General features: G+C 32.2%; 13 protein-coding genes. 9 read left to right on the top strand and 4 right to left on the bottom strand.

The features are described 5' to 3' along the window. Positions 1–172: 172 nt before the first annotated feature. The 8 genes from rpsO (at position 173) to folK (ending at position 8,483) form a co-directional block, all read left to right on the top strand. Complete coding sequence (gene rpsO / locus ACKTTV_RS18285; protein ID WP_408032321.1) at positions 173–442, top strand: 30S ribosomal protein S15; 270 nt, start codon at positions 173–175, stop codon at positions 440–442. Positions 443–615: 173 nt separating this feature from the next. Further along, the gene (locus tag ACKTTV_RS18280) at positions 616–2,796 is read left to right on the top strand and encodes a polyribonucleotide nucleotidyltransferase (RefSeq protein WP_408032320.1); all 2,181 of its coding nucleotides are present in this window, start codon (positions 616–618) and stop codon (positions 2,794–2,796) included. 129 nt (positions 2,797–2,925) lie between these two features. Continuing rightward, positions 2,926–3,618: a hypothetical protein gene (locus tag ACKTTV_RS18275; protein ID WP_408032319.1), complete on the top strand. Its 693-nt coding sequence runs from the start codon at positions 2,926–2,928 to the stop codon at positions 3,616–3,618. A 150-nt stretch (positions 3,619–3,768) separates the two neighbouring features. Further along, positions 3,769–4,005 carry an RNA polymerase sigma factor gene (locus ACKTTV_RS18270; protein ID WP_408032318.1) on the top strand — a complete coding sequence of 79 codons (237 nt, stop codon included), beginning with the start codon at positions 3,769–3,771 and terminating at the stop codon, positions 4,003–4,005. 163 nt (positions 4,006–4,168) lie between these two features. Further along, complete coding sequence (locus ACKTTV_RS18265) at positions 4,169–5,167, top strand: C1 family peptidase (protein WP_408032317.1); 999 nt, start codon at positions 4,169–4,171, stop codon at positions 5,165–5,167. A gap of 110 nt (positions 5,168–5,277) precedes the next feature. Next, positions 5,278–5,823, top strand: a complete 546-nt coding sequence (locus ACKTTV_RS18260; RefSeq protein WP_408032316.1) for an RNA polymerase sigma factor — start codon at positions 5,278–5,280, stop codon at positions 5,821–5,823. Next, complete coding sequence (locus ACKTTV_RS18255) at positions 5,813–6,985, top strand: hypothetical protein (RefSeq protein WP_408032315.1); 1,173 nt, start codon at positions 5,813–5,815, stop codon at positions 6,983–6,985. Before ACKTTV_RS18260 ends, ACKTTV_RS18255 begins: the two co-directional genes overlap by 11 nt. Positions 6,986–7,355: 370 nt before the next feature. Beyond that, positions 7,356–8,483 (top strand): 2-amino-4-hydroxy-6-hydroxymethyldihydropteridine diphosphokinase, encoded by a 1,128-nt coding sequence (gene folK / locus ACKTTV_RS18250; protein ID WP_408032314.1) that lies wholly within the window; start codon positions 7,356–7,358, stop codon positions 8,481–8,483. Positions 8,484–8,509: 26 nt separating this feature from the next. Here folK and gldC read toward each other — a convergent pair whose 3' ends face one another. Together gldC and gldB are read right to left on the bottom strand one after the other, a co-directional pair. After that, positions 8,510–8,848, bottom strand: coding sequence for a gliding motility protein GldC (gldC, locus tag ACKTTV_RS18245; protein WP_408032313.1), 339 nt, complete (start codon positions 8,846–8,848; stop codon positions 8,510–8,512). Next, a complete protein-coding gene (gene gldB / locus ACKTTV_RS18240; protein ID WP_408032312.1) occupies positions 8,848–9,801 on the bottom strand; it encodes a gliding motility lipoprotein GldB in 954 nt (317 codons plus the stop codon). The genes gldC and gldB overlap by 1 nt, the downstream gene beginning before the upstream one ends. A 93-nt stretch (positions 9,802–9,894) precedes the next feature. Here gldB and nadE point away from each other — a divergent pair, with 93 nt between their 5' ends. Then, positions 9,895–10,683 carry an NAD(+) synthase gene (nadE, locus tag ACKTTV_RS18235; protein ID WP_408032311.1) on the top strand — a complete coding sequence of 263 codons (789 nt, stop codon included), beginning with the start codon at positions 9,895–9,897 and terminating at the stop codon, positions 10,681–10,683. On the opposite strand, the gene ACKTTV_RS18230 is transcribed toward nadE, so the two are convergent. Together ACKTTV_RS18230 and dnaG are read right to left on the bottom strand one after the other, a co-directional pair. After that, positions 10,675–10,806, bottom strand: coding sequence for a hypothetical protein (locus ACKTTV_RS18230; RefSeq protein WP_408032310.1), 132 nt, complete (start codon positions 10,804–10,806; stop codon positions 10,675–10,677). The two genes, nadE and ACKTTV_RS18230, sit on opposite strands and share 9 nt — an antisense overlap. A 108-nt stretch (positions 10,807–10,914) precedes the next feature. Beyond that, complete coding sequence (gene dnaG / locus ACKTTV_RS18225; protein WP_408032309.1) at positions 10,915–12,930, bottom strand: DNA primase; 2,016 nt, start codon at positions 12,928–12,930, stop codon at positions 10,915–10,917. Positions 12,931–12,957: the final 27 nt, after the last annotated feature.

The raw sequence follows: 12,957 nt of genomic DNA, 5'->3' as shown, positions 1-12,957 counted from the left end.
TTAATGAATCATTTATCCATATATACTATTAATAATAACTACAGTTGTTACTATATTTTATGGCTTACAAATGTGATAATAATCTTATAAGATATATTTAAAAAATAATTGTACATTTGCAGCTTCAATGAAAAATCATTGAGTACATAATAATCATTTAAACAATATTGGCATGTATTTAACTAAAGAAGTAAAACAAGAAATTTTTGCTAAGCACGGTAAAGGAAATAATGATACTGGTACGGCAGAAGGACAAATCGCTTTGTTCACATTTAGAATTAACCACTTAACAGAGCACTTAAAAAGAAATCGTAAAGATTTTAACACTGAGCGTTCATTAGTAAAGATGGTTGGTAAGCGTAGAAGTTTATTAGACTACTTGAAGAAAAAAGATATCAACAGATATCGTGCGATTATCAAAGAATTAGGTATTAGAAAATAATCCTTTAAGAGGCAGGAAATTCCTGCCTCTTTTTTATTGCAAGTATTTCAAATATTTTACCTACCTTTAAATCGAATTCTTTCTTAAAAAAGATTTCACACTTCCATTGAAACAACAACATACACAACAACACAACAACACAAACAACAAATTAAAATTTTAGAAAAACATTTATGATTCCAAAAGTATTTAGCCAAGTCATAGAACTTGGAGATGGAAGAACCATTACGTTAGAAACTGGAAAATTAGCAAAGCAAGCAGACGGTTCTGTTGTTGTTAGAATGGGAGACACAATGTTACTTGCTACAATAGTATCAGCAAGAACAGCAAATCCTGGTATTGATTTTTTACCTTTAACGGTTGATTATAGAGAAAAATTTGCGGCCTCTGGAAGATATCCAGGTGGTTTTATGAAACGTGAAGCTAGACCAAGCAACGAAGAAATTTTAACCATGCGTTTGGTTGATAGAGTTTTACGTCCTCTTTTCCCAAAAGATTATCACGCTGAAACTCAGGTGATGATTCAATTAATGTCTCATGACGAAAATGTGATGCCAGATGCTTTAGCTGGATTAGCTGCATCTGCTGCAATACAGTTATCTGATATTCCATTTGAAGCTCCTATTTCGGAGGTTCGCGTTGCAAGAATTAATGGTGAGTTTATCATTAACCCAAGTTATGATCAATTAAAAGAAGCCGATATGGACTTAATGGTTGGTGCTTCTCAAGATTTCGTAGCCATGGTTGAAGGTGAAATGGATGAAGTTTCAGAAGAAGAAATGGCAGACGCTATACGTTTCGCTCATGATGCTATTAAGATTCAGTGTGAAGCTCAGGTTGCTTTAGCTGAAGCTGTAGGTAAAAAAGAAACTCGTGAGTACGAAGCTGAAGAAACTGATGAAGAATTAGAAGCTACTATTAGAGAAGCTGCATATCAGAAATGTTATGACATTGCTAAAAAGGGTACTTCTAAACAAGAAAGAGGTTTAGCTTTTTCTGAAGTAAAAGAAGAAATATTAGCTGGTTATTCTGAGGAAGAATTGGAAGAAAAAGGAGAATTAATTTCTAAGTATTTCAGTAAAGCTCATAAAGAAGCAGTTAGAGACTTAACATTAAATGAAGGGCTTCGTTTAGATGGTAGAACTACTACCGATATTAGACCTATTTGGTGTGAGGTAAATTATCTACCAAGAACTCATGGATCTTCGGTATTTACTCGTGGAGAAACTCAAGCATTAGCAACGGTTACTTTAGGTACGTCAAGAGATGCTAACATGATTGACTCTCCAACTATTCAAGATGAAGAGCGTTTTTATTTACACTATAACTTCCCTCCATTTTCAACTGGTGAAGCTCGTCCATTAAGAGGAACTTCTCGTCGTGAAATTGGACACGGAAACCTTGCACAACGTGCATTAAAAGGAATGGTTCCTGAAGACTGTCCTTATACAGTTCGTGTTGTATCAGAAGTATTAGAATCTAATGGTTCGTCTTCTATGGCTACTGTTTGTTCTGGTACTATGGCATTAATGGATGCTGGGGTTCAATTAAAGAAGCCTGTATCAGGTATCGCTATGGGATTAATTTCTGACGGTGATCGTTACGCTGTTTTATCTGATATCCTAGGAGATGAAGATCACTTAGGAGACATGGACTTCAAAGTAACTGGTACTGCTGACGGTATTACTGCCTGTCAAATGGATATTAAAATTAAAGGACTTTCTTACGAGATTTTAGTAAAAGCATTAAAGCAAGCTCGTGATGGTCGTTTACATATTTTAGAGAAATTAACAGATACTATTGCTGAGCCAAATGCTGATGTAAAAGCACACGCTCCAAAAATGGTTACAGTTAGAGTTGCTGGTGAATACATTGGTGCAATTATTGGACCTGGAGGTAAGCACATTCAAGAATTACAAAAGGAAACTGAAACTACTATTGTAATTAATGAAGATGAAGCAACTGAAGAAGGTATTGTTGAAATTTTAGGAACAAACCAAGAAGGTATTGATAAAGTATTGGCTAGAATTCAGGCAATCACTTTTAAACCAAATAGAGGAAGTGTATACGAAGTAAAAGTTGTAAAAACTCTTGATTTTGGTGCTGTTGTAGAATATATGGAAGCTCCTGGTAATGAAGTTTTATTACACATTTCTGAGCTAGCTTGGGAAAGAACAAATAACGTGACTGATGTTGTTAAAATTGGTGATGTTATTGATGTAAAATACTTTGGTGTTGACCCTAAGACTAGAAAGGAGAAAGTTTCAAGAAAAGCTTTGCTTCCTAGACCACCTAGGCAAGAAAAAAAGCCAAGACAAGATCAAAACAAAGAGAAAGAAGCTAACAAGAGCTAGAAGTCTTTTTGAATAAAATCATAAAAAAATCGTTTAACTCACTATTTGTTAAACGATTTTTTCATTTTATGACGCAACCATATTAAAACTTAACAGACTATTAAACAAACACCTTAATAATGTTTTAATATGAAAAAAATTAAATCCTTCCAACTTTGGGTTCTCCTAATTACACTTTTATCTTTTGGTTGCGAAAACAACACCTTAGATATAGCTCCACCAACTATAGTTGAAATTCTTAACACAGAAAATACAAGTTTTACATCTGTTGAAATAAACTCTAAGATCTTAAGTCATTATGATTTAAATGAAATATCGGAATTAGGTATCTGCTATAGTACAACACCAAATGTATCAAAAAACAATAATACTGTTCTATCTAATACATTTAACGATAATTTCAAAATCAAGAATCTACTCCCTGATACTAAATACTATTTTAAGGCCTACGTAATAGATCCAAAAGGAACATGGTATAGTGATGAATTGGATATAAAAACTCAATCTTTAGTCAATACAGAATGGAATTTAGACATATATTTTCCAAATCAAGGTGGTTATACCATAAATTCAATAGTTAATTTTTATGAAGATCGCAGTGCTAAATTTGAAGAAGTACTTCCTGATGGAAGTACCCAATACACCCATTATGGAAGTTGGTTACTAAATGGAAACAAATTAACATATATTTTTAATGGTACGAACGATAGTCTTTCAGAGGCCATTTACGTTTTTTCTGGAATACTTGATGAAGTGTTATTATCTGGAAGCTATAATCATTATTATCTTCCATCTGGAACTTGGTCGGCTATTCCAAGATAAAAATTAACATTCCTTCTAAGAACTTATTTACGAACAGCCATGAACAAAAATCCGTGGTTTAAAATACTATCTATTCAAAGAGGAACTAAGTATAGTTAACTGTATTTTTAATATATATCAAAAAATCAACTTAGAAAAAGCAATAAAAAATTGGAGTTAAAACAACTAATTCAGTTATGTAAAAGAAAGGATTTCAAGGCGCAAGAACTTCTTTATAGAAGATATAGTGACATCTTGTTCCATCTCTCTCTAAAATATTGCAAAAATAGAGAAGAAGCTCAGGATAATCTTCAAGATTCATTTATTGAAATTCTTAATAATATCAATAAATACAAGAATAAAGGTTCTTTCAAAGGGTGGATAAAACGAAATAGAATCAACCTATAATATAAATAAATCCGATATAGAAGAAACCAAGAACATATTTAGATGTTTTCTAAAAGAAAATAAAATAATTGCCAGATTTGAACACAAAGTACATCCTTCGGGAACTTGGTTAGCGACCATACTTTAAAACGAAAGATTGAAAAATAAACTAATATCAACCGAAATGCAAAATAAAATTATTTCTAAAAAGCATAAAACAAAAAGGTACAATACTTTGATACTCATTTGTACCCTTATTTTCCTAATGCAAAACTGTCAAGAGCACTCATTACTTTTCAATCCATTGAGTGAAAATAATAATAACACTATTCCTGTTCCAGATACTATTGAGGCCGAACCATCAGAAAATGACCCAAGAAAATGTGGTCTTTGTAGTCCGGAAGGTAAAGGAGAAGAAACCGTTCCTATTTTAGATCCTATCACTATACCCGAGGAATTACCAAATTTTTCAGATTTATCAGCGGATATGCCACCTGTTAGAAGTCAAGGAATCCAGGGTAGTTGCACAGCTTGGGCAACCACTTACTATTTAAAGAGCTACCATGAGAAAATTCAACATGGATATGACTATACTACTTATGAACATGTGATGAGTCCAGCTTTTATCTATAATCAATTAGTAGGCGGCAATTGCGACGCTGGTTCTGTTATACCAAGAGCTTTAGAGCTGTTAAAAACACAGGGGGTAAATACTTGGAGTGATTTTCCTTATTCCGATCAGGAATGTACTAATTTACCGGATGCAACTTTACTAGAAAAAGCAGCTAAAAATAAGATTGAAGATTACTTTTTGACTAGCGTTCCAGAGGACAATACAGACCCTAACTACACGGTTATCAATATTATGAAAGCACTTCTTGTGGATAAGAAGCCAGTAATAGCAGGTTTAGACTGGAAAAATTTAATTTTTCAAGAAGAAGATGGAGAAACCATTGCAAGATCATTTTCCACGGAACCCGTTATAGATTGCGGTCATGCTGTTTTAATTGTAGGTTATGATGATGACATAAAGGCATTTAAATTTATAAACTCTTGGGGTACAGAATGGGGAAATGAAGGTTATGGATGGATAGACTATGCATTTTATTTGCCTTCTGATGACACCAAATTCCAAGAAGGATCTGGAGGAACTTGTATTGTAGCATTTGACAAAGTTGATTGACACTTTATAAACTGCCACTAATCTGTATTTTTAGGATACATAGTAAATAAAAGCTTAACTTAAAGAGGATTGAGAATCAGTAGTAATTTGCACAAAAGAGATAGACCACATTGAAATTAGAAGAATTAATTCGATTATGTGCTAAAAAGGATTTTAAGGCGCAAGGTATACTTTATAAAAAATATAAAGATATATTGTTTGGTATATCCTTGAAATATTGCACTAATAAAGAGGAAGCAAAGGACAACCTTCAAGAAAGTTTTATTGCCATTTTTGATGCTATTCAAAAGTACAAATACCAAGGTTCTTTTGAAGGATGGATGAAAAGAATTACGATTAATAAGGCAATTGACAGATATAAAAAAAATATTTATACAGAACCATGGGTGGAAGATAGAGAATTGTATACTACGGTAGAAACAGAAACGATGGAAAATATTCCCCTTAGTATCATTCTAGGTTTTATTCAAAATTTACCTGATAAATATAGAATATGTTTTAACCTCTACGAGTTGGACAATCATACGCACAAAGAAATAGGTGATTTATTATCTATATCAGAAGGAACTTCAAAATCTAATGTATCCCGAGCGAAAAAAATATTAAAAGAGAGGGTAGAAAAATATAAACAAACAAAATACTCATATGAAAGATAATAAGGAAATAGGAAAAGCTTTTAAAGAAAGATTAGATAATTTTTCGGCTACACCAGATGATTCAGTATGGGAAGGTATATCAGCACAAATAACGCAAGGACCATCAAAAAGAAATAAGTTATTATTATCTCTCTTATTACTTCTTATTATTGGATTTGGAACTTATTTTTTATTTCCAACAAATCATACGAAAAAAATAGATACGAACACCAATCTAACAAATAGTAATAAAGACCCAAATTTTAAAAGTTCATCACCAACCTATAAAGCGATTGCAGAACCTGTCCAATCCACCACAACAAATAAACAAAAGAAATATCGAAACAAGGAAGCCAAGAGGATAATTCTACTCAAACCAAAACTAATTTCCTCGTTCATACTGAAGCAAAAAAACATCGCTAAATTGGATCTTAAAAATGAAATCCCACCGATTAGCAATAAAAAACCAGAACCTTTTATTCTTGAAAAAATAATTCCGGAGGAGTCTAAGTTGCGTTTAAGTGCAGGCACGGGAATAAATTATTTTAACGCTAATTCGATAAATACTATGTTGGATAACCAATTCAATACAAACACAAGAAACGGTTCCTATGCCATTCAATATGGTCTGACTGCAAGTTATCAATTCAGTAAGAGAAATGCTATTCGAATTGGTCTATATAGACATCTTATTAAGAAGAGAATAAATAATATAGAGGTTAATTCGCCAAGTGAAATTAATTCTAAAATATCCAATACTCCTTCCATATCAAAGGAAATCACTAACAATGCATTAACTAGATTTTTGACCAATAGTTCTAACATAAACTTTTCTCATAATGTAGAATATTTAGAGTTCCTATTCGAGGGAAAAACCACACTGATCAGCGGAAAATATAATTTACATGCGATTGGTGGCTCTAGCTTTATGTATTTGCATGCAAATGGTATACATATTACGAATGAAAATAATCATAAACTTAGAATTGGTTATAACAACAGACTTAACCAAACCAATATAACATTAAACTTAGGATTATCTACTCAGTATAAAATACATAAACACTTTGATTTTAACCTGGAAGTATTTTATAAACAACATCTAAACTTAGAAGGAAATTTTTCCCAAAGTACTAATCCCTACCATATTGGTTTTCAGACTAGCGTAATTTATAAGTTTTGAATTAAACTATATTATAGGGAAAGAAAAGGCTACCAATATATTGGTAGCCTTTTTTTTAAATTAAGAGATTTTTGTGAAAATTAAGATCATAATTCCCCAATTAAGACCCTACAAAAAACCTTACTCTATTAAGAAATTCATCAATAAAACAACCAGATAGCGAATTACCCTACCTTTTTAAAATAATTAAACTTTTATGTTCTATTTGACTTAGTTTTATTTTTCTTTGCATTCTACAAATAGGTTTCTCTTTTAAATATTAAATATTTCTGATTATATGCATAAAATTAAGGGTATAATTGGCTTTAATTATCAACCTATTTTGATCATACAATTAAGAAGAATAGAGATTTAAATAAAACTTTATCGGTTGAAAATACAACGAATTACATACCTTTCATTAGGAACAAACCAAGGAGATAAGCTTAAAAACCTTCAAAATGCAGTCAATTTAATTGCAGATAAAATTGGTTCTGTTCTTAAAGTAGCCTCTATTTACGAAACACCTTCTTGGGGTTTTGACAGTGATAACTTTTATAATACTTGTATTGAAGTATCTACTTACCTACCTCCTGATATATTGATTAATGACTTATTGGCTATTGAAAAAGAATTGGGAAGAGAAAGAGGGAGCACCAATGGCTATTCGGATAGAAATATTGATATCGACATTTTGCTTTTTGAAGACGAAATCATCTTTTCACAAGATCTTATTGTTCCTCATCCAAGAATGCTGGAGCGTAAGTTTGCACTTGCTCCTCTTGCAGAAATTGCTGGCAAAATGCTTCACCCTATTGAAAAGATAAAACTAAGTGATTGCCTAAAAAACTGTGATGACAAGTCAGACATAACAATTATTTCAGATAAATTAGTACGTCCTATTCCAATTACCGAGAAGTATAATTACATAGCTATCGAGGGAAATATTGGAGCTGGAAAAACGTCGTTAACCAACATGATGGCAGACGAATTTAATGCAAAAATAGTATTAGAACGATTTGCTGACAATCCATTTTTACCTAAGTTTTATGAGGATAATGAGCGTTATGCTTTTCCTTTAGAAATGAGTTTTCTTGCAGATAGATATCAGCAATTATCTGATGACTTAGCTCAATTTGATTTGTTTAAAAACTTTATTGTTTCAGATTACTATATTTTTAAGTCTCTAATTTTTGCGCAAATCACTTTACAAAACGATGAATATAAGTTGTATCGTAAAATGTTTGATTTAATGTACAAGGAAATTACAAAACCCGATTTGTATGTATATCTCTATCAAAATACAGATAGGCTACTCCAAAACATTAAAAAGAGAGGTAGAGATTATGAGCAGAATATAGAAGCTAGTTATTTACAAAAAATACATGATGGATATATCAACTTTATCAATACACAACAACAAAACTTAAATGTATTGATTGTGGACGTTTCTCAATTAGATTTCGTAAATAATATTGAAGATTACAAATATGTAATCAACCTGATAAAAAACCATTAAAAAAAGCTGTCAATTGACAGCTTTTTTTATTTTTCGATTAGTTCCAATTTCTCCGCAAAATAATCACAGAAATCTTTCATTGTGGCACTCATCTTCTCATCATTTGTAGCTCTTTCAAAGGTATTCGCCATAGACACTAAAGTCTGATGAAAAAACTGCTTCATTTCATCAACTGGCATATCTTTTGTCCACAAATCCATTCGTAAGGTGTCTTTTTTCTTATGATCCCAAACTGATAACATCACAGCTTTTGAGGGCGAATTTTTTATACCTCCATCTTCAGCATTCCATGAAATTTCCTCTGGCACTCTGTTTTCATCTAGTCCAACAGTAAATGTAATCTTTGACTTATGTGCAATACTCATTATCTTCTAGGTTTGTATTTTGATTTTATGAAGATTTCCTCTTCGCTTGTTCTTATTAACTCATGCAAAGATACGTCATTATTTTTCATATATGACTTGACTATTTCCCATCCAATCCACTCTCCTATTCGACCTGGTGATAAATTATCTTGCCCCATATAAAACTTCGAAAAAGGAGCGATATCCAAAAACCTTTTATCTAAACTTTTATCTGTACTAAACAGTAAATCTTTTTCCATAAAATAACGCCATATTTCTTCCTCATTCGCCAATGCCCAATCAAATTTCTCTTTACTATAGCCAATCTTTAAATAATCTGGTAACTCCGTTAAATAAGTATCTTTTAAATACATTTTTTTTCCTTTGTAAATCATTTTATCTATAAAGGTTCTATTAGTCTTCGGGAGTACTTGCTGGTCTATAATCTTAGAAGCTACATCAACTACAATATTCTCTTTCTTATTATTCTGTTTTACATAGGCAGGATAATCACCATAAAACTTATGTTTCTCTCCTAAATATGCATCTAATGAGACAAGTAATAAACTATCTCTATATACCACCCTATTCTCATAATCTATGTTTGTAAGCATAGTTATTACTCTCGGACTTTGAAACTTTGGATTATAATATTTAATATGTTTGAATAATGTTCTTAATTGATTTTCTACATCATTTATATCTGCATATATCTTCTCAGTTTCTTTAAATAACTCCAATTCATCCGAATCAACTCTCTTATTATTCCAAACTGAATCATTTACAAAGTGTGGAAAAAGAAAAGGATATAAATTCTTCAGTTCATTTAACCCCTTCTTACTTTCATAAAAATCCTTATCAAATCTATCTAATTCGAAAGTGACTTTAACCTTTGAAACATCAACATCTAGTTTATTCTCTTTTTCACAAGACATTAAAATAATAACCAAAAAAAGAGCTATAATTTTCCGCATTAACTATAATTATTTACATTTAACTTTTACAACGTCGAAATTACTAAATTAGTTTCATCGAAAGAAAACTCATCTAAAAGAAAAACGGATTATATGAACACACCTAAAGTTATTGATTATATTGTAAACTGGTTAAAAGAGTATGCTACCAATGCTAAAGTAAATGGATTTGTAGTTGGGATTTCGGGAGGAATCGATAGTGCTGTTACGTCTACTTTATGTGCTAAAACAGGCTTACCTACCTTATGTGTAGAACTCCCTATTCACCAAGCAGAAAGTCAAGTTAATCGCGCCAACGAACATATAAAACAATTAAGAGAACGCTTTAGTAATGTGAGCGAGGCCGAAGTAAACCTCACTAGTACTTTTGAAGACTTTAAGACAGTAGTACCAAAAACAGATTCGTCTCCTAAAGTAGATTTAGCTTTAGCTAATACTAGGGCCCGATTAAGAATGACAACATTGTACTACTTTGCGGGACTTCACGGGCTACTCGTTGCTGGAACTGGTAATAAAGTTGAAGATTTTGGAGTTGGTTTTTTCACTAAGTATGGTGATGGTGGTGTAGATTTAAGTCCTATTGCTGATTTAGTAAAGTCTGAAGTTTATGCTTTAGCTGCTCAGTTAGGAGTACCTGATTCTATTCAAAAAGCACAACCGACGGATGGGTTATTTGGAGATAGTCGTACAGATGAAGATCAAATTGGAGCTTCGTATGATGAACTTGAATGGGCTATGGACATGCAAAACCAAGGCAAAGCCTTAGAGGACTTTACAGGAAGACAATCGGAAGTATATAAAATTTACACCCGATTAAATCGTATAAACCAACACAAAATGATTCCTATTCCAGTATGTGAAATACCTGATGAACTAAAGTAAGTTCACAGAAATCATCTGTTGCTTTATTTTCTTGTATGCCTGCTTTTTTTTACCATTAGATATCTTAAACGGAAGTAAGATTAATAATCTAATTAGTTCAAAAAACTGCAGTAACTTTTTCATGATCTTTTGGTTTGATTTCTTGTTCTTTTCGGGGCTAATTTAGAAAAAAAGTATAAATAAATTCGAATTCCACCAGAGGAAAATCACCTTTTTTAACAATTAAAGCATTTAAACTACTCTATTTAACTTCTCTGATAGTAGAGTTCTAAGTGCGTTATAGTTGTTTATTTCTTCCAAATCAACTTCCATTACTTCGTTTCGAATATCTTCCATAACTCCCTTAATCTTCTTATCAATCAATACTCTTCTTAAATTTAATATCGCATCTGTCACTAACTTAGGTAAAAGCTTCTCAATACCTGTAATATGAACCTCTTTTTTCTCCCAATTACTTAAAATATATCGTTCTTCATCCATCAATATATTAGTCACCAATCCAGATACTTCTGTATTTTCATGCATTATCAACTCATCAATCACTATTTTTTCTCGCTGATTCAATTGATTGACCAATGCATGATACGTGAGCCTGAAAATTTCATTTGAAAATTCGATTTCATCCTCTTGTAAATTCAAATACAGTTCATTAAACACTGTATTCTGGTATTCCTCTTTCTCTAAAATAGGTTTACCATATTTATCATGAGAATCAACCCAATTTACAAACTCAACTATTTCATTACCATATAATAGAAGAATTCTAATAATCTCTTTTTCAAGAATGGATACTTGATCTATATTGTGAACCTGTTTTCCTTTGCCTCTGGCTCTCAAAACTTCCATTCCCTTCCCTTTTGGTGAAGCAGCCTCATCAGATGCTCCGCTCCTAGTAGGTCTTGAAAGACTACCTTTTGAACTTCCCCCTGCCCCACTTCGTTGCAATAATTGTGCCAACTCACTAAACAGAACTTGTTCGGAAATATCCATTATTCTAGCACATTCCTGAACGTACACCTCTCTTTGTATACCATCAGGAATTTTAGAAATACTAGTTACAATATCTCGTATAAGTCCAGCTTTTTTAACAGGATCGTTTTGAGCATCTTCCATTAACATGGATACCTTAAACTCAATAAAGTCTTGCGCTTTTTCTTCAAGATATTGCTTTAACTCTGCACTTGAATGACTTTTCGCAAAACTATCTGGATCTTCTCCTTCGGGAAAAGAAACCACTCGAACATTTAAACCTTGTTCTAATATTAAATCAATCCCTCTAATTGAAGCTCTGATACCCGCAGCATCACCATCAAATAGAACGGTTATATTTTTTGTTAATCTATTTATAAGCCGAATTTGATCTGGAGTTAGCGCCGTTCCTGAAGAAGCTACCACATTTTCTACTCCTGATTGATGAAATGATATTACATCTGTATATCCTTCAACTAAAAAACAATTGTCTAGTTTGGCTATTTCCTTTTTTGCATGATACAATCCATATAGAATTTTACTTTTATGGTAAATATCACTTTCAGGGGAATTTAAATATTTTGCTGCCTTTTTATCATTCGTAAGAATTCGACCTCCAAACCCAAGGATTCTTCCCGACATACTGTGTATTGGGAACATTACTCTTCCTTTAAAACGGTCAAATTTCTTATCCTGAGCTCCACCTTCCTTTACAATGGTTAAACCAGTTTCTTTCAGATATTTTAGATCATATCCTTTTGCTAAAGCCGCATTGGTAAAATTATCCCATTCATCTTTACAATACCCTAAATCGAACTTTTCAATGATGTCCTCTCTAAACCCTCTCTCTTTGAAATAAGAAAGCCCAATAGCTCTTCCGGTTTGTGAATTCATTAGGAGTTCATGAAAGTAATCCTTCGCAAATTTAGAAACAAGGAACATACTTTCACGTTCATTTAATTGTTGCTTCTGCTCATCAGACTGCTCCGTTTCTTCTATTTCAATATTGTATTTCTTCGCCAACCATTTGATGGCTTCAGGATAGGTATAGTGCTCATGTTCCATTAAAAATGAAACAGAATTCCCTCCTTTTCCCGTACTAAAATCTTTCCAAATTTGCTTAACAGGCGATACAACAAATGATGGTGTTTTTTCATCTGTAAAAGGACTCAATCCTTTAAAATTACTTCCCGCCTTTTTTAACTGTACAAACTCACCTATCACCTCTTCGACTCTGGCAACATCAAAAACTTTATCAATGGTTTGTTGGGTAATCATAAAATTTCAAAAAAATAATTCGCAAAG

Origin of the sequence: Tenacibaculum xiamenense (genome assembly GCF_964513065.1) — a bacterium.
Classification (GTDB): Bacteria; Bacteroidota; Bacteroidia; order Flavobacteriales; family Flavobacteriaceae; genus Polaribacter; species Polaribacter xiamenense.
The sequence above is the reverse complement of the archived record's forward strand: the minus strand, read 5'-3'. Positions and strand labels throughout refer to the sequence as shown.